General features: G+C 64.1%; 18 protein-coding genes and 1 pseudogene. 9 read left to right on the top strand and 10 right to left on the bottom strand.

Annotated elements, in window-relative coordinates; all coding sequences use genetic code 11:
- The 4 genes and pseudogenes from ACLHZ1_RS14455 to ACLHZ1_RS14440 all read left to right on the top strand — a co-directional run.
- Positions 1-403 (top strand): annotated as a pseudogene (locus tag ACLHZ1_RS14455) (IS30-like element ISAs2 family transposase); the annotation flags it as partial.
- Between the two features lie 141 nt (positions 404-544).
- Positions 545-874 carry a DUF2956 domain-containing protein gene (locus ACLHZ1_RS14450; protein ID WP_427262650.1) on the top strand — a complete coding sequence of 110 codons (330 nt, stop codon included), beginning with the start codon at positions 545-547 and terminating at the stop codon, positions 872-874.
- 138 nt (positions 875-1,012) lie between these two features.
- On the top strand, positions 1,013-1,348 hold the full coding sequence (locus tag ACLHZ1_RS14445) for a hypothetical protein (RefSeq protein ID WP_041995558.1): 336 nt from the start codon (positions 1,013-1,015) through the stop codon (positions 1,346-1,348).
- A 114-nt stretch (positions 1,349-1,462) separates the two neighbouring features.
- Positions 1,463-2,332, top strand: a complete 870-nt coding sequence (locus tag ACLHZ1_RS14440; protein ID WP_427262649.1) for a tetratricopeptide repeat protein — start codon at positions 1,463-1,465, stop codon at positions 2,330-2,332.
- Positions 2,333-2,755: 423 nt separating this feature from the next.
- Here ACLHZ1_RS14440 and ACLHZ1_RS14435 read toward each other — a convergent pair whose 3' ends face one another.
- Both ACLHZ1_RS14435 and fkpA read right to left on the bottom strand, forming a co-directional pair.
- On the bottom strand, positions 2,756-4,159 hold the full coding sequence (locus ACLHZ1_RS14435) for a sigma-54-dependent transcriptional regulator (protein ID WP_427262648.1): 1,404 nt from the start codon (positions 4,157-4,159) through the stop codon (positions 2,756-2,758).
- 151 nt (positions 4,160-4,310) lie between these two features.
- Complete coding sequence (gene fkpA / locus ACLHZ1_RS14430) at positions 4,311-5,123, bottom strand: FKBP-type peptidyl-prolyl cis-trans isomerase (RefSeq protein ID WP_427262647.1); 813 nt, start codon at positions 5,121-5,123, stop codon at positions 4,311-4,313.
- A 119-nt stretch (positions 5,124-5,242) separates the two neighbouring features.
- Here fkpA and ACLHZ1_RS14425 point away from each other — a divergent pair, with 119 nt between their 5' ends.
- Together ACLHZ1_RS14425 and ACLHZ1_RS14420 are read left to right on the top strand one after the other, a co-directional pair.
- On the top strand, positions 5,243-6,211 hold the full coding sequence (locus tag ACLHZ1_RS14425) for a WD40 repeat domain-containing protein (RefSeq protein ID WP_427262646.1): 969 nt from the start codon (positions 5,243-5,245) through the stop codon (positions 6,209-6,211).
- Between the two features lie 14 nt (positions 6,212-6,225).
- A complete protein-coding gene (locus ACLHZ1_RS14420; protein WP_041995546.1) occupies positions 6,226-6,441 on the top strand; it encodes a SlyX family protein in 216 nt (71 codons plus the stop codon).
- Positions 6,442-6,512: 71 nt separating this feature from the next.
- On the opposite strand, the gene ACLHZ1_RS14415 is transcribed toward ACLHZ1_RS14420, so the two are convergent.
- Together ACLHZ1_RS14415 and ACLHZ1_RS14410 are read right to left on the bottom strand one after the other, a co-directional pair.
- On the bottom strand, positions 6,513-7,136 hold the full coding sequence (locus ACLHZ1_RS14415; RefSeq protein ID WP_427262645.1) for an FKBP-type peptidyl-prolyl cis-trans isomerase: 624 nt from the start codon (positions 7,134-7,136) through the stop codon (positions 6,513-6,515).
- A 110-nt stretch (positions 7,137-7,246) separates the two neighbouring features.
- Entirely contained in the window at positions 7,247-7,453 is a 207-nt protein-coding gene (locus ACLHZ1_RS14410; protein ID WP_427262644.1) for a YheV family putative zinc ribbon protein, read from the bottom strand.
- A 39-nt stretch (positions 7,454-7,492) separates the two neighbouring features.
- Here ACLHZ1_RS14410 and ACLHZ1_RS14405 point away from each other — a divergent pair, with 39 nt between their 5' ends.
- The 3 genes from ACLHZ1_RS14405 (at position 7,493) to ACLHZ1_RS14395 (ending at position 10,177) form a co-directional block, all read left to right on the top strand.
- A complete protein-coding gene (locus ACLHZ1_RS14405; RefSeq protein WP_427262643.1) occupies positions 7,493-8,158 on the top strand; it encodes a hypothetical protein in 666 nt (221 codons plus the stop codon).
- 132 nt (positions 8,159-8,290) lie between these two features.
- On the top strand, positions 8,291-9,196 hold the full coding sequence (locus ACLHZ1_RS14400) for a chemotaxis protein (protein ID WP_427262642.1): 906 nt from the start codon (positions 8,291-8,293) through the stop codon (positions 9,194-9,196).
- Between the two features lie 18 nt (positions 9,197-9,214).
- Positions 9,215-10,177, top strand: coding sequence for a hydrolase (locus ACLHZ1_RS14395; RefSeq protein ID WP_427262641.1), 963 nt, complete (start codon positions 9,215-9,217; stop codon positions 10,175-10,177).
- A gap of 76 nt (positions 10,178-10,253) precedes the next feature.
- Here the strand turns inward: ACLHZ1_RS14395 and rlmM are convergent, their stop codons facing one another.
- From rlmM to dinB, 6 genes are all read right to left on the bottom strand, one after another.
- The gene (gene rlmM, locus ACLHZ1_RS14390; protein WP_427262640.1) at positions 10,254-11,348 is read right to left on the bottom strand and encodes a 23S rRNA (cytidine(2498)-2'-O)-methyltransferase RlmM; all 1,095 of its coding nucleotides are present in this window, start codon (positions 11,346-11,348) and stop codon (positions 10,254-10,256) included.
- Positions 11,341-11,727: a DUF423 domain-containing protein gene (locus tag ACLHZ1_RS14385; RefSeq protein WP_408792560.1), complete on the bottom strand. Its 387-nt coding sequence runs from the start codon at positions 11,725-11,727 to the stop codon at positions 11,341-11,343. Before ACLHZ1_RS14385 ends, rlmM begins: the two co-directional genes overlap by 8 nt.
- Before the next feature lie 31 nt (positions 11,728-11,758).
- Positions 11,759-12,379 (bottom strand): alpha/beta family hydrolase, encoded by a 621-nt coding sequence (locus ACLHZ1_RS14380; protein ID WP_427262639.1) that lies wholly within the window; start codon positions 12,377-12,379, stop codon positions 11,759-11,761.
- Positions 12,372-13,292 carry a transcriptional regulator GcvA gene (locus tag ACLHZ1_RS14375; protein ID WP_005893350.1) on the bottom strand — a complete coding sequence of 307 codons (921 nt, stop codon included), beginning with the start codon at positions 13,290-13,292 and terminating at the stop codon, positions 12,372-12,374. Before ACLHZ1_RS14375 ends, ACLHZ1_RS14380 begins: the two co-directional genes overlap by 8 nt.
- Before the next feature lie 319 nt (positions 13,293-13,611).
- Positions 13,612-15,753, bottom strand: a complete 2,142-nt coding sequence (locus tag ACLHZ1_RS14370; protein WP_427262638.1) for a methyl-accepting chemotaxis protein — start codon at positions 15,751-15,753, stop codon at positions 13,612-13,614.
- Positions 15,754-15,809: 56 nt separating this feature from the next.
- The gene (gene dinB, locus ACLHZ1_RS14365; RefSeq protein WP_427262637.1) at positions 15,810-16,874 is read right to left on the bottom strand and encodes a DNA polymerase IV; all 1,065 of its coding nucleotides are present in this window, start codon (positions 16,872-16,874) and stop codon (positions 15,810-15,812) included.
- Positions 16,875-17,096 lie beyond the last annotated feature (222 nt).

Here is a 17,096-nt window from a genome sequence, read left to right as displayed (position 1 = left end):
CACCCTGGTGGAGCGCAAGAGCCGGCTCTATCTGGTCAAGCGGGTCGCGAGCAAACAGGCTGGGGTGGTGCGGGATGCGATAATCGAGATGTTAACGCCCTACATCGAGCAGGTGCATACCATCACCTTTGACAACGGCGGCGAGTTTGCCGAACACAAGGCGATAGAGGAAGCGCTGGGTGCCGAGACTTACTTTGCGCACCCTTACTCTTCGTGGGAGCGCGGTCTGAACGAGAACAGCAATGGGCTGTTGAGGCAGTTTATCCCAAAGGGAACAGACCTGAGAGAGGTCACGGACGAGGATGTCAGGAGAGCGGAGCAGTGGCTCAACCTACGACCTCGGAAATGTCTCGGATTCAGGCAGCCTGTCAAGGTATTCGAAGAGTACCGTCAGGCGGCATAGGCGAGTGTCGCACTTCGAAGTTGAATTAGCGATTCCCTGCTGATATAAGGTGCTCGGCCCAGCTATGAGCGGGCCATTACCGCCCCTGCCCCGCCGGGCGTGAGTGTGCAATAATGCGGCCCCATCCCATTGGAGCAACCCATGGCCAAATACGACAAACCCTCCCCCGAGACCCAGCAGGCGGCCCTCAAGGTGGCCCGCGCCAATCAGAAGCCGGGGCAGACCAAGGAACAGACCCAGCTCATCGCCCAGGGCATCCAGAAGGGGATCGAGGAGTACAAGAAGCAGATGAAGGCCCGCGCCCGGGAGGCCAATCGCCTGAAGAAGCAGCAGAGCCGTGGCGCGCACGCCACCCAGCCCGAGCAGGAGCCAGAGGTCGAGGTGATCGAGGTGAGTCGCCAGCATCCCCTGCCCTGGCTGCTGCTGGCCTTGAGCTGGCTGGGCTTCGCCGCCTGGTACTGGCTGGCCTGATCCCTTGCGACGCGCAAACCTTTGCCTGGGATCCGCCTCACAGGGCCAACGCGCCGGACTGGTCAAGGAGGCGCGGCACTGGTTAAATCCCGCCCCTCACCCAGGCCCATCCCCCTTACTCATCCACAGGAGTGCATCATGAACCCGGCTCCCCTCTATCTGCTGGCCCCCCTGACGCTCTTTATCGTCACCCTGGTGCTCTATCGCATCTCGCCGCTGCGCGCCGTGGCCTCGGGCAGTGCCCGCTGGTTCATCCTGCCCGCCTTCACCCTCTTCATCCTGCTCATCGTCATCAACAACGCCGCCAACCCGGCCCTGCGCAGCCCCGGGTTTCACTGGCTGATGCCGGGGCTCGGCTTCGCCCTGTGCCTCTTCCCCGCCCTGCCCAAGGCGCTGGTACCCCGTCTGGCGATCAAGGAGGGGGCCTTCGCGGCCCTGGGTCTGATGCTGATGAGCCTGGCCATGGTCTACTGACCCCATGGATTGAGCCGTTTTGCATGCCGGAAGAGGCGCGCTGTGACGGGCGCCTCTTGTGCAAACAATGGCCGATGGGCATCTTGGTGAGAGGATCGCCAGCCAGGAGGCCAGATGCACAACCCGCCCGATTTCATGACCCTGTGGGATGACCAGGATCCCGCCGCCAGCGCCGCGCGCTTTCATGCCCTGCTGGCCGAAGCCCACGCCGCCGCCGATCTGCAGTACGAGCTGGAACTGCTCACCCAGCTAGCCCGCACCCATTCCCTGCAACGCCAGTTTGCCCAGGCGCACCAGCTACTCGACCAGATAGCTCCCCGCCTCACCGACGCCACCCCGCGAGCCCGCCTTCGCGCCCTGCTGGAGCGCGGCCGCACCTTCAACTCCGCCGGCGACAAGGCCCGCGCCAGGACACTGTTTGAACAGGCCTGGCAGCAGGGTCTCAAGCACAAGGAGTTTTATCTCGCCATCGATGCGGCCCACATGGTGGCCATCACCGCCCCGCTGGAGGAGCAGAGCCGCTGGCACCAGCTGGCGATGGAGCTGGCGGAACGCAGTACGGATCCCAAGGTGCGCGGCTGGCTCGCCACCCTTTACAACAATCAGGGCTGGACCCTGTTCGAGCTGGGTCGTTTGGAAGAGGCCCGCCAGTGCCAGCAAAAATGCCTGGCCTGGCACCAGCAGCACAGCAATCCGGCCAAGGCCTTTATCGCCCGCTGGAGCCTGGCGCGCCTGAGCCGGGCCCAGTGCCGGCATCAGGAGGCGCTGGCCGAGCTGACCCAGCTGCGGGACGACATGGCCGCCGCCGGCGCTCCCGAGGATGGCTATGTGTTCGAAGAGCTGGGGGAGAATGGGCTGGCACTCGATGATCCGGCCGCGGCCGAATACTTCGCCCGCGCCTGGTTTCTGCTGTCGCAAGATGACTGGCTCAAGGCCAACGAAGCAGAGCGGCTGATCCGGCTCAAGAGGCTGGGCAAACTCTAAACCACGTCAACAAAGCAGCGGGGCGGCCAGTTGGCCGCCCCGTACACAGGTTGATCTCCCCAGGATGGCGAATAAGGGCCGCTCTGGGGAGGTTGCCAGCCACCGCTGACCATGCCCCGCCACTCAGGCCTGGCTCGCCTCTTCCCGGTTCTGCTTATTGCGATAAATGGGTGGATTGGGGGACTGATCTCCGGCAGGGCAGCCCTGAGCCCAGGCCCACCACTCACGTCATACTCGTCTCTTCCCGGCGCTGCTTCTTGAGATAAATGGGTGGATTGGGGGACTGATCTCCGGCAGGGCCGCCCTGAGCCCAGGCCCGCCACTCACGTCATACTCGCCTCTTCCCAGCGCTGCTTCTTGCGATAAATGGGTGGATTGGGGGACTGATCTCCGGCAGGGCCGCCCTGGGGATATTGCCGTTACTTATACCCGGCTCGTCTCTTCCCAGCTCTGCTTCTTGCGATAGATGGTCGAGGGACTGATCTCCAGCAGGGCCGCCGCCTTGGGGATGTTGCCGTCACAGCTGGCGATGGCCTGCTCTATGGTCTCCTTCTCCACCAGCCAGAGCGGGCGGATCGGGGCATTCGCCTGGGCGGGGGCAGCGCCGTCGGTCGCGGCGCTCAGGGCGACGCCGGCCTGCAGGCTGCGCCCTCCGTTGAGGGGCGGCGGCAGTATGGCCGGGCTCACCAGCTCGCTGTCGTTGAGCACCACTATGTTGCGTACCACGTTTTGCAGCTCGCGCACGTTGCCGGGCCAGGGGTAATCGAGCAGCACTCGCGCCGCCTCGGCGTCGAAATCCTTGAAGCGCTTGTTCTCTTCCCTGGCGTAGCTCTGCAGCAGGTTGCGCGCCAGCAGCAAGATGTCCTCGCCACGCTCGCGCAGGGGGGGCAGGCTGAGGGGGATCACATGGAGTCGATAGTAGAGATCCTCACGAAAGCGCCCCGCCTTCACCTCCGCCAAGGGATCCCGGTTGGTGGCGCAGACGAAGCGCACATCCACCGTCTCCAGCTTGCCGCTGCCGACCCGTTGCAGGGTCCCGGTCTGGATGAAGCGCAGCAGCTTGCTTTGCAAGTCGAGATCCATCTCGCAGATCTCGTCCAGAAACAGGGTGCCACCATCGGCCAGGCTGGCGGCCCCCTTGCGATCCCCCTGGGCCCCGGTAAAGGATCCCTTCACGTGGCCGAAGATCTCGCTCTCCATCAAGTCATGGGGAATGGCGGCGCAGTTGAGGGCGATGAAGGGGCGCTCGCTGCGGGGGCTGCACTGGTGAATGGCCTCGGCGCACACCTCCTTGCCGGTGCCGCTCTCCCCCGTGATGAACACGGTCGCCTTGCTCGGCGCCGCGCTCTCTATGATGCGATAGACCGCCTGCATCGGCAGGGAGGCGCCGATGAAACCGGCGAAGGAGCTGCGCTCGAAGTTCTCCCGGTATTGGGCCACCAGGAAGCTGAGCTGCTGATGGTTGACGGCGTTGCGCACCGTGGCGCACAGCCGCTTGCCATCGAAGGGCTTGGTCAGAAAATCGAAGGCCCCCAGCCGCATCGCCTCCACCGCCACGTCCACCGAGCCGTGCGCCGTGATCACCACCACGGCGCTGGGCAGCTGCTGCTCGGTGATCTGCTGCAAGATGTCCATCCCGGACATGTCCGGCAGATCCAGATCGAGCAGCACCACGGTCGGCGGCTGGGCCAGCATCAACTCGATGGCCCGCTGCCCGCAGTCGGCGGACATGACCTCATACCCCTCCTGACGCAGGTACTGTTCATAGACCACGGCCAGGCTGCGGGTGTCTTCCACCAGCAGTACGCGAGGTTTGTTTTCCGCCACGGCGATTCATCCTTGCGATTGATTTGCTTATCTATTTTGCTGGGCTATCGCCACGGACTCAAGCCTGCGATCGCCTCTTTCTTGTACTCTGGCCGACCAGCACCCATAAAAACGGCCCCCGAAGGAGCCGTTTCGCCTCTTACCCGTCGCCTTACTGCTTGGCGGCGGCATCCCCTTCGGCGGCCGGCGCCTCGATGGCGAGCAGCTCGACATCGAATTCCAGCACGGCGTTGGCCGGGATGGAGCCGGCACCATGCTCGCCATAGGCCAGCTTGGAGGGCAGGAAAAACTTGAACTTGGAGCCAACAGGCATCAACTGAACCCCTTCGGTCCAACCCGGGATCACCTGGTTGAGCGGGAAGGTGGCCGGCTCGCCGCGATCGACGGAGCTGTCAAACTTGGTGCCGTCGATCAGGGTGCCGGTGTAGTGCACCTTGACCACGTCGGTGGCCTTGGGCTTGGCGCCCTCGCCCATCTTCTCGACCCGATACTGCAGGCCGGACTCGGTGCTCTTCACCCCTTCTTTCTTGGCGTTGGCGGCCAGGAACGCTTCACCCTTCTTCAGGTTCTCCTCGGCGTCCTTGTCGGCCTTGGCCTTGGTCAGCTCGTTGATCTTGGCGTCATAGGCCTGCAGTACCTTCTGGATCTCTTCATCCTTCATGTCCGCCTTCTTGTCCAGACCGTCGGTCACCCCTTTGAGGATGACGGCGTTATCCAGCTGGATACCGAGCTCTTGCTGACGCTCCAGAGTGTTGGCGATATAGCGACCCATGGAGAGGCCAATTGCATAACCAGATTGCTCCTCAAAGCTCTTGGCATCCGCCTTGGGCGCCTCTGCCGGCTGGCTGGCTTCTGCCTTGACCTCTGCGGTGTTGGTTGCAGCAGGTTTCTCATCTTTTTGGCAAGCAGTCAGACCAACGGCAACCGCCGCGGCCAGCAGGGACACCTTCAGAAAATTGTTCATCAGTTTCTCCAAAACTCTAAATACCGCTCTCGGTTCCTTCGTGAAATGAGAGGTTTATCGTGATAAGCGCCTTATACTAACGCCGGGATCCCAGGTAACGAAAGCATGAGACAGGAAAAATGATAAAAAGTGCCATTTATCTGATCGGGGTTTGTCTGATACTGACAGGCTGCGATGCCGAGCCCACTTCGGATCGCCAGATCCCCCTCTCCAGCGCCGGTGCGGTGAGCGCCGATCTGAGCCCGGATGGCAAGCTGGCCCTGGTCTCCAGCCTGGAGCAGGGCACCCTGGCCTGGGATCTGGAACACGACCGGCAGCTGTGGCGCTGGCGCCTGTCGGACAAGGCGCAGGAGCAGGTCTTCATCACCCGCTTCGGCCCGGGGGCCAGCCATGCGGTGATCGCGAGCCTGGAGACCTTCGCCATCTGGCGGCTCGACAACGGCCAGGCCCAGGGCTACTACTCCCTGCCCGAATCCAAACTGCGCGACATCGCCATCTCGAGCGACGGCCGCGCCGTGCTGATCGGCCGCGAGGATGGCAAGGCCGAGCTGGTGGACACCCAGAGCGGGCGCCGGATACAGTTTCTCGGCCATACCGAGCAGGTCAACAGCGTGGATCTCTCCCCCAATGGCCGCTACGCCCTGACCGGCGGCAACGACTACAGCGCCTACCTGTGGGATACCCAAAGCGGCCAAGTGCTGCACCGCTTCAATCACGAGAGCCGGGTGGTGATGGTGCGTCTGGACGAGTCTGGCCGCTACGCCTTCACCGCCGACAGCCGCAGCGGCCGCATCTGGGATCTGGTCAGCGGCAAGGCCCTGAGCCGCCTCGACAAGTCATCCCGCTTCGAGGTCTACACCAGCGCCCGCTTCGCCAACCAGGGCAACTGGCTGATCACGGGCGCCCCGTCGCGCAAGCTCACCCTGTGGCGGGTCAAGGATGGCAAGGCCCTGGCCAACTGGCAGGTGGCTCCCCGCCCCGGGGTCAAACCGCCGAGCGCTGTGGTGTACGCCGCCGCTTTGCGCGACAATGGCCACCTCGTCAGCGCCAGCTCCAGCGGCCTGGCGGAAATCTGGACCATCAAGTAAGGACCTAAAGGCCCATGAGTCAGCAACTTAACGATCGCATCGAGACCCTGGAAAGCCGCCTCGCCTTTGCCGAATACACGGTGGAGCAGCTCAATGACGAGGTCACCACCCAGGGCCGCGAGCTGGATCGACTCAAGCACCAGATCCAGCTGCTGGTAGATAAACTGCAGGGCGTGCAGCCGAGCCAGATCGCCAGCATGGCCGAAGAGACGCCGCCGCCCCACTACTGAGCCCGCCCCTTCGCCCAATAAAAAAACCCGCGACTGTCGCGGGTTTTTTCATCATGGGACCAGGCCCGGGATCAGTGCTGGTGGCCCTTGCCACCGCAGCCGCCGCCACCGCAGCAACCGCCCTGCTCCTCGGCGTCATCATGGCTGTGGCCATGGTGACCGCCGCCACAGCAGCCGCCTTCGTGATCATGGTCGTGATCATGGTGATGACCGTGGTCATGGCCGCAGCCACCGGCACCGTGCACATGGCCATGAGCCAGCTCTTCTGCGGTCGCGGCACGCACCTCTTTGACTTCCACCTTGAACGCCAGGGTCACGCCGGCCAGCGGGTGGTTGCCATCGACCTTGACGAAGGATTCGGAGACTTCCACCACGGTCACCGGGCGGTGGCCGTCGTCGGTCTCAGCCACGAACGTATCCCCTTCGGACACTTCCATGCCGTCGAACAGCTCGCCCGGCACTTCTTGTACCAGGGTCTCGTCGTATTCACCGTAAGCCTGGGCCGGTGCCAGGGTCACTTCGAAGGCATCGCCCACACTGCGCCCTTCCAGCTCGGCTTCGAGGCCGGAGACCAGATAGCGAGTGCCGTGCAGATAGACCAGAGGCTCCTTGCCGATGGTGCTGTCGATGACTTCACCGTGCTCGTCGGTGACCGTGTATTCCAGCGTAACTACGCTCAGGGGAGCTACTTTCATGTCAGTGATCCTGCGAATGAGAGAAAAAACCGCCCCAGAATACCCTAAAATGCCGGGCAAGCATATGGCGCGACCCGAGCCCGAGCCGAAGGGGCTGCGCCTGGGCGTCATCATTCCGGCCGGAAGACGCCGATCACCTGCTCGGCCTGACGGCTCGCCTCGGCCACCGCCTCCTGGGTCTGCACCTGGGTATCGCCACACTGGACGCAGGTCACCTTCTCGACTCCATGCTCCAGATACAGCATCATGGTGTCCACTTTGCCGCACGCCGGGCATGTCGCCCCGGCAATGAAGCGTTTTTTACGTCTGGTTTCCATTTTTGTTACCTCCGGGCAGCATCATATCAGGATTTACTCATGCATCACGCCATCGAATGTCAGCATTTTTCCCCCCGCTACCTGCACGCCGGTGCCCGCACGCGAGCCCCCATGGGCCAGTTGCTGCATCTGGTTCAGGGTGCGGCCCTGCTGCGCCTTGGCCAGCATGAACTGCTGATCCCCGCGGGCAGCGCCTTCTGGCTGCCGGCCGAGGCGCTGGCGGCCTTCACCCCCCTGGCCGGTTGCCGCTATGTCCGCGTGCGCTGCTCCCTGCGTCTGCCCCAACCGAGCCAGGCGGGCTGGCTGACGCCCGGCCCCCTGCTCAGCAGCCTGCTGGCGAGCCTGGCCGATTGGCAGCGGCCACGGGAGTGGCAGGGCCCCTATGGCCAGCGGCTGCAGGTGATCCACGATGAGCTGCTGCATCATGCGCTCCAGCCTCAGGCCCATGGCGAGCTGCAGCTCGCCTGGCAGGCCCTGGCCCGGGGAGAGGAAGGGGCCGAGGCCGCCTGGAACCGGCTGGGCGGCGCCCTGGTCGATGCCGATGCCCTCGCCAGCCAGTGGCAGCTGGTGCAGGCTCTGCGCCTGCTCAAGGGGGGCAACAAGGCGGCCACCCTCGCCGGCAAGCTGGGTCTGGCCCCGGCGGCGCTGGAGCAGGCCAGCCAGCGCTGGCTCGGTTGCCCCCTCGCCGACGGCCAGCCTGGATGAGGGCGGCCCCTGGCAGCGCCCAGGGAAGATTACAGATTTTCCGAGCGCGGTCGCTAACAGTGCAGGGCCATCTTGCATTAACCCGGGCCCGCACCGTTTTGCCCTTATTTTCTTGACCACAGGACTTTTGCCATGAAAAGCAAGGCCAACCAATCCCAGGGGATGTTGCTGTTTCACCTCGCCGCCCGACAGTCATTCGCCATCGGCACCCTCAAGGTGAAGGAGATAGTGCCCTATACCCGATTGACCGCCCTGCCCCACGCTCATCCGACCGTGCTCGGCGCCGCCAACATGCGCGGTACCACCATCCCCGTCATCGACATGGCGATGGCGGTGGGCTATCGACGCATCAGCGAGGAGGAGATGGCGAACTGCTTCATCATCATCACCGACTGTCGTCGTACCCTGGTGGGTTTTCTGGTGCGGGGCATCGACAAGATCACCGAGTGCAACTGGCGCGACATCGAGCCCCCTCCCGCGGCCCTTGGCAACAATGTGTTCGTAACCGGGGTGACCCGGGTGGGGGATCAGCTGATCCAACTGCTCGATGTGGAGCTGATCCTGTCGCGGGTCTATCCGGACGACCCCAGCCACCTCTACCCCGTGCTGACCGACGTGCAGCGCGAGCGCATCAAGCCGATGCGGATCCTGCTGGTGGACGACTCCGCCGTGGCCCGCAAGCAGCTCACCGCCGCCCTGGATTACATCAACATCCCCTATGAGGTGTGCACCAATGGCCGGGATGCCCTGACCCTGATGCAGGAGCGAGCCAACCAGGGCACCCCCATCGACATCCTGGTGAGCGACATAGAGATGCCGGGGCTCGATGGTTACGAGCTGGCGTTCGAGGCCCAGAATGATGCCCGCCTGGCCCGGGCCTACATCATCCTGCACACCTCGCTGTCGAGCGAGATCAGCGTCGAGCAGGCCCATCAGGTCGGTGCCCACGAGGCGCTCACCAAATTCGAGGCCAATGAACTGGTCCAGGCCATGTTGCGCGGCGCCGAGCATCATGACAGCCTGGTAAGCCAGCCCTGAGAGCCGGCCGACATCAAGATGCTGACCGAGAGCCATTTTCGCGCCCCCTGGTGGGCCAGCAACCCCCACCTGCAGACCATATTGCCCAAGTGGCTGCGCCGCAGGCCGGTGCGCTACGTCGCCGAGCGTTTCGAGCTGGCGGACGGCGACTTCGTCGATCTCGCCTGGAGCGGCCCCATCAGCCCGGATGCCCGCCCGCTCATCGTGCTGTTTCACGGGCTGGAGGGCAGTGTGGAGTCCCACTATGCCCGCGGCATGCTGCAACACCTGCAACGTCGGGGCGACCAGGCGGTGCTGATGCACTTTCGCGGCTGCAGCGGCGAACCCAACCGCCATCTGGGGGCCTATCACTCGGGCGCCATCGAGGATGCCCAGGCCCTGATCGCCGAACTCGCCCGCCGCTTCCCGGGCAAGCCGCTGCTGGCGGTGGGTTACTCCCTGGGGGGCAACATGCTGGTCAACCTCCTGGCCCGGGCCTGCCCTCCCGCCCTCAAGGCGGCGGCCGTGATCTCGGCCCCCATGCGGCTCGATGCCTGTTCGCACCGGATCAATCAGGGCTTTTCCAGGGTCTATCAGCGCTACCTGCTCGGCACCATGCGCGCCCACCTGCTGCGCAAGCTGGCGCGCCATCCCCAGGCCCCGTTTCGGGCCAGGGACATCAGGGCCATTCGCACCCTGCACGAGTTCGACCAAAAGGTGACGGCTCCCCTGCACGGATTTGACAGCGCCGAGCACTACTATCAGAGCTGCTCCGGGCTGTCGCTGCTGGCCCGGATCCCGGTGCCGACCCTGATCCTCCACGCCGCCGACGATCCCTTCATGACCCGGGAGGTGATCCCGCGCCCGGAGCAGCTCTCACCCCAGGTGCGTTATGAGCTGAGCCAGCAAGGCGGCCATGTGGGCTTCGTCTATGGTCCCCCCTGGCGACCCCGCTTCTGGCTGGAGGAGCGGCTCGGCCAGTGGCTCGACGAGCAGGAATAGCAGTACTCTCCCAGGAGCAATGCAAAAGACCGGCTCGCGCCGGTCTTCTTGTTTCTGTCTTCTCGGGGGGTCGCCGTCAGATCTTCTCTTCGAGCTTGGAGACCCAGTACTTGTTGTAGACGTGTACCGTGATCTCTTCCCTGTCGTGATAGAGCTGCTTGGCCTGGATCACGAAGGCGTTGTCGATCTGCTTGAGCAGATCCCGCAGCACCTCTATGTTGTGCACCGCCTCGGCATAGCGCTTCTTCATCGGCAGCTTGAGGTTGAACATGGCCTCCTGGCAGTCCCCTTCCCGGAACCAGTCCGCGATCATGTGGGTCACCCGCGCCGGCTTATCCACCATGTCGCACACCAGCCAGTAGATGTTCTTCTTGCCGGGACGCCAGACGAAACCGTCGTCACGCAGGTGCTTCACCTGGCCCGTCTCCATCAGGGAGGGCGCCATGGTGCCGTTGTCCACCGCGGTCACCATCATGCCGCGACGCACCAGCTGATAGGTCCAGCCGCCGGGGCAGGCCCCCAGATCCACCGCCTTCATGCCGGAGGTGAGACGACGGCTCCACTCCTCCTTGGGCACGAACACATAGAAGGCCTCTTCCAGCTTGAGGCTGGAGCGGCTCGGTGCATCGGCCGGGCAGCGCAGGCGCGGTATGCCCATGTGGAATTCGGAGTTGTTGAAGGAGTAGGAGTAGCCCAGCAGCAGGTGATCGTTGGCCATGAAGAAGGCGTGGAACACGGGACGGTTGCCTGTCTCCTTCTTGGTCAGGATCTCGTTGCTGCGCAGGGCCTGGCGCAAGGGGACGGTGAACTTGCGGCAGAAGGCCGACAGCTCTTTCGCCTCGTTGGTATCGGCGGTTTCCACCCGCAGATCGCCACAGATGGTGTAGTCACGGGCCGCTTCGATGATGGGGGAGATCCGATCCGCCACGTCCAGATCCTTCAGCTCGTGGGTCACCACCAGCATCTGACGGATGAAGATGAGCTCACGGAACGGCAGCTTGCGCGCCAGCAGATCGGCCTGCTCCTCGTCATACAACTCGTATATCACGTAACCGCTGTCGTCCTTGACCCGGGCGAAACCGTAGCACTGCATGTTACTGGCACGCTCAGTGATCTCTGCCGCCGCCTCTTTCTCAAAACCGGGGCGGCAATAAAGCAGCAGATTATTCATTTTTTCCTCCAAGACGACAGCCCACCCAGACAAGGGCGGCCCATCCCAACATAAAACAGAGGCCACCGGCCGGGGTCACAAGCCCCAGCCCCTTGCTGCCAAGCAGCACCATGGCATAAATACTGCCGGAGAATCCCAGGATCCCCAGCGTGAACGCAACGCCCGCCACCGTCACGGCACGGCGGCGCGGTGCACACCAGCCCAGCATCAGCAGGGCCAGGGCATGAAAGAACTGATAGTTGACCGCGCTATGATACGCCGCCAGCTTGGCCGGCGTGACGCCGCTCGCCGCCAGGCCATGGGCACCATAGGCTCCCAGCATGGTTGCCGTCAGGCCAAACAGGCCCGCGAGCACCAACCAGACAGGATGAGTTCGCATCCAGACACTCCTTCTCGACAGGGAAAACGGATCAGATGGTCCCTGCCCCGATGAAGGCCCTGATATGGGCCGCCGCCTGCGCCAGGTTGTCCGACTCGGTCAAACCGCTCGCCTTGCGCGGCTTGAAACCGTGATCGCCGTCGGTCAGCCAGCGCACATCGACCTTGGCACAGAAGGGAAAATCGGCCAGCTCGAGGCGGCTGCCGAAGCTGTCGCGCTCCCCTTGCAGCAGCAGGGTTGGCGTCGCGATCGTCTTGAGCACCTCGCCGCGCCAGGCATCGGGCTTGGCGGGAGGGTGGAAAGGATACCCGAGAACGAGCAATCCTGCAGCATTCACCTCATCGGCTATCTCGGCCGCCATCCGTCCCCCCATGGATTTGCCGGCGAGATAGAGCCGGGGATGGGCAAACTCACGCACCATCTGGCGCCAATGCTCCAGCAAGACCGGCTGCCGGTCCGGCGGCCTGCGCCTGCCGTCCTGGGCGCGCTTGTCCATGTAGGGGAAGTTGAAGCGAATCACCTCAAGCTCGGGCCCCGCCAGCCGCCGTGACAGCTCGGCGAGAAAGGCGTGCTCCATGCCCGCGCCGGCGCCATGGGCCAGCAGGATGCGCACCGGGGCGTCCGCCGCCCCCTCCCGGATCGGATCAGGCATCGGCCAGCCTCGCCCGGCGACGGGCCTCTTCCTGCTCCACCAGCTCCAGCATCCAGTCGCGAAACGCCACTATCTTGCCCTGATCCGCCTGCTGCTCCTGACACACCAGGTAGAAGGCATTCTTGCTCACCAGCACCTGCTCGAACGGACAGATGAGGCGCCCTGCCTCGATCTCAGGCTGAGCCAGCACGCTGTGGCCAAGCGCCACCCCCTGACCATGGATCGCCGCCTGGATCACCATGGTGGAGTGGCTGAAGATGGGCCCCTGGTTGACGTTGGGCGCATCGATGTCGAGCTGGCGAAACCAGGCCTTCCAGTCGCGGCGGGAGGTGTCGTGCAGCAGGGTGTGACGGGTCAGATCCTCCGGGGTGCGCAGCGGCTTGGGGCCGGTCAGCAGCAGGGGGGAGCAGACGGGGATCAGGTATTCGGTGTGCAGCTTGTCACAGCGCAGCCCAGGCCAGTTGCCGCGGCCGTAATAGATGGCCACGTCCACGTCGTCGGTGAGGGCCCCCTCGTCCATATCCACCGCCTTGATGCGCACGTCTATGTCGGGGTGGCGCTCGCTGAAACGCACCAGCCGCGGCACCAGCCACTGGATGGCGAAGCTCGGCTGCAGGGAGACGGTGAGGGCCCCCTTGGCGCTGCGGGCCAGCAGCTTGTCGGTGGCCTCCGAGATGGAGGCGAAGATGTCCTTGATGTCGAGGAAGTAGCCTTGCCCCTCCTCGGTCAGCAGCAGGGAGCGGTTCTTGCGCCGAAACAGCTTGATGCCAAGGTACTCTTCCAGCGCCTTGATCTGGTGGCTGATGGCAGCCTGAGTCACGAACAGCTCTTCGGCTGCCCGGGTAAAACTTAAGTGGCGCGCCGCCGCTTCGAAAGCCTTGAGCGCATTGAGCGGGGGTAAACGACGAGACATGACACCAACCAACGATGAGTTTTTCTAATGGACGGCATTATAATTTGTCGGTTGCGGGCCGACCAGCGAATAAACATAATTCGCCCCGCAATCCGTTGTCATATGGCTCACTTTTTCTGCTCCGTGTGGTTCACATGTGCTTTTTGAGCCGGCTTCCGATTGTGGTGTTGTGTTTCTTCCTCTGCGGGAAGAGGGGTTTTGGCCGCAAGGTTTTGACCCAGTCTGTCATCTGAATGTGTTTGGCGCCTCCCATGGATGGCGCCTTTTTTTGTTGAAAAAATAATGGATTGGCACCTCATGGTCCGCCGGGGGGCCACCGTCACACCTTGAACTGACCGACCAGCTGCTGCTGTTGATCCGCCAGGGCGGCCAGGGCCCGGCTGTTTTGGGCCGCGCTCGCCGCCTGCTCGCGAATGCGGTGACTCACGTCGCGAATGTTGCTGACGTTACGGTTGATCTCGTCGGCCACACCGCTCTGTTCCCCCGCCGCCCTGGCTATCTGCTCGTTCATCTGGTGGATGGTGCCCACCGCATAGATGATCTGCTCGAGTACCCGTACCGAGGAGTCCACCTTGCCCAGGGTGAGATCCGCCTGGCTGTGACCGCTCATGATCGCCTTGACCACCCCCTGAGTGCCCGATTGCAGCTGATGGATGAGGGCCTGGATCTCGACGATGGCATTCTGGGTGCGACCGGCCAGGTTGCGCACCTCGTCCGCCACCACGGCGAAACCGCGTCCCTGCTCCCCGGCCCGCGCCGCCTCGATGGCGGCATTGAGAGCCAGCAGGTTGGTCTGCTCGGCGATGCTCTGGATCACGGTGAGAATGTCGTTGATGTTCTCGCTGTTGGCCGACAGTCGCTCCACCTCCGGCTTGGCCTCGCTGATCACCGCCATCAGCCTGGCCATGGCCTCCTGGGTATCGGCCACCACGAACTTGCCCTCCTGGGCGGCGCTGTCGGCCTCATCGGCCGCCGCCACCGCCGCCCTGGCATGGCCCGAGACCTGCAAGGCGGTGGCGCTGAGCTCCTCGAAGGCGGTCGCCACCAGATCCACCTCCTGGTACTGGGCCTGCATCCCCTCGCTGGTGCTGTCAGCCACCACGGCGGCCTCGGCGGCGCTGGCCCGGGTGCCGCCCACCGTGGTGATGATGTCGCCTATGGTGACCTGCAGCTTGTTGAGGAATCCGTTGAAACCATCGGCCAGCTCGCCAATCTCGTCACTGCGCTGGATATCGATGCGCTGGGTGAGGTCTCCCTCCCCCGAGGCGATGTCCTTGAGGCGCGCCACCACGGCGCGGATGGGGGCCACGATGCGATGGGCCATCCACCAGATAAACAGCAGGGCCCCCAGGGTGATGGCCCCCCCGACCCCGAGCTGAGACCAGACGCTGTTCCTGGCCTGGGCCGCCAGCTCACCTTGCAGCTGGTTGGCCGAGGCCAGCACCACGGCGCGGGGCAGATCGATATAGATGCCCCAGCGCTGGGAGGTGCCGCGCATGGCGACCGGCATGAAGCTCTGCAGGCTGGCGCCATCCTGGCTCCACTGAGTAAGGGGCTGGCCCTGACGCAACCAGCCGCCGATCTCGGTCAGCAGTGCCTGATCCTGGGCGCCGGGCACCTCCCCGGGGCGGATGTCAAACCCGGCGGCGCCCGCCACCCGGCCACCCTGGCTCAACAGCAAGATACGCCCCTGGCCCTGGTAGAGGGTCTGCTCCATCTCGTGCACCAACGTCTGCAACCTGGCCAGGGAGATGTCCATGCCGACCATGCCAAGCAGTGCTCCCTCTTCGCGCAGCGGCGTGGTGACCGAGGTCATCAGCACCTGCTTGCCCCCCACGTCATCCAGATAGGGCTCGAGCAGGCAGAGCGCCTGCTCCCGCAGGCTGCAGCGATACCACTCATTCTGGGGCGTGCCGAACTCATCCGGGCTGGCATCATTGAGGGTCGCCTCGTCCATCACCTCCAGGCTCACCTTGTCTCCCACATGGGCCCAGTAGCTGGAGAAGCGCCCCTTGTCGTTGGAGCCCAGCTCGGTCGAGCCCTGGTAGTTGGCATCTTCCCCATCCAGTTGATCCGGCTCGAAGATGGCGTAGGCGCCGATGAGGTTCGGGGAGTGGGTGACCGCGCTGTGCAGCTGCTGGTTGATGGCGCCACGCAGCGCCTCGGAGTGGGTGAAGTTGTCGGCGGCGTTCTGGCGCTGGAACAGCAGGATCTGGGCCAGCAGGGTGGCCCTGAAGTAGGCTTCGTCCAGATAGCTGGTGATCCTGGCCGCCTGCTCGGAGCCCATGGCCTGCATCCAGCGGGTGGCGGCGAGCTCGGCCTCCGTGGTGGTGGATCTCATCACCTCCTCTTGCATGCGCGAACCGGTGTAGAGGGAGGAGACCACCAGGGTGGCGGCACTCAGCAACAGGGAGCAGCCCGCAATCAGGGTAATGCGCCCCTGGACCGAGAGAGAAAACATGCGAAAGATCCTTTTAGTGCAGTCGTCTTCAGGTTATCGGTGGCAACAACAAAAACTTAACCTCCCGTATCGAGATCCAGGCTGAGCTGGTTCACCTCTCCCTCCCTCGGCAGGCCCACCACCAAACCCAGGAGCCGTATGGGTTTTCCCTCCGCCCGTGCCAAGCCTTCATGGAGCAGATCGTGGAACAGGGTGGCCGAGTAGCCACCGTGGCTGCGGTAGACGCTGGTCTGCTGGAAATCGGCAAACTTGAGCTTGATCCCCTGCCCCATGATCTGGTCGGCCGGGCAACGCTGGCCAAAGCGCAGCTCCAGTTCGGGGATGAGTCGGCTGAGCACGGCCCAGCAGGCCGCCTCGTCATGGACATCCGCGTCCAAGGTGGTTTCCACCCCTATGGTCTTGCGCACCCGGGTCGGCTGCACCTGGCTGTCGTCACGCCCCCAGATCCGCTCGGCCAGCATGGCCCCCAGCTTGCCAAAGCGCCCCTTGAGCTCCTCGTCACTGAGCTGGCGCGCATCCTCGCACAGATAGAGTCCCTGCAACTCGAGCCGCTCCGCCGTCTTGCGCCCTATCCCCGGGATCTTGCCAAGGGGCAGGTTGCGCACGAACTCATCCACCTCCTGGGGGGCGATGACGAAGAGGCCATCCGGCTTGCGGCGCTCGCAGGCGAGCTTGGCCAGAAACTTGTTGGGCGCCACCCCGGCCGAGGCGGTCAGCCCCAGCTCGGCTTTGATGGCGGCGCGGATTTCCGTCGCCATCAGGGTCGCGCTGCCGCCGCAGTGGGGGCTGGCGCTCACATCCAGATAGGCTTCATCCAGGGAGAGGGGCTCCACCAGATCCGTGTAGCGGTGGAAGATGGCCTGGATCCGGGTCGAGGTCTCCTTGTAGAGGGCCATCCGTCCCGGCAGCAGCACCAGGGGCGGACAGAGCTTGCGCGCCAGGGCGGTAGGCATGGCAGAGCGCACCCCGAAGCGGCGCGCCACATAGTTGCAGGTGGAGATGACCCCCCGCCGGTCCGCCGCGCCGCCGATGGCCAGCGGCACCTCCCGCAGGGCCGGGTTTTCGCGCATCTCGACGGCGGCGAAGAAACAATCCATATCGATGTGAATGATCTTGCGCATGACACTGTACAAATAAACAGTTGATGACCCCATGCTACCCCAGCGCGCCCCTGGATGCCATGCCGGATCCGCGCATGACGCGACCTGGGATGCCCAATCCCTTCCCCTCGTGCCGGCGCGGCTCAGGAGAGCCCCATTCAGGGGGCCATAGGGGAACCACGGATGCCAGTGAACTAGTCTGCAAGACGCGACAAGGGAAGATTCGGGAGGCGATATGAAGAG

Origin of the sequence: Aeromonas sobria, from assembly GCF_050266975.1 — a bacterium.
GTDB classification, from domain to species: domain Bacteria; phylum Pseudomonadota; class Gammaproteobacteria; order Enterobacterales; family Aeromonadaceae; genus Aeromonas; species Aeromonas sobria_B.
Note: the sequence above shows the minus strand (reverse complement) of the source record. Positions and strands in the feature narration are given on the sequence as shown.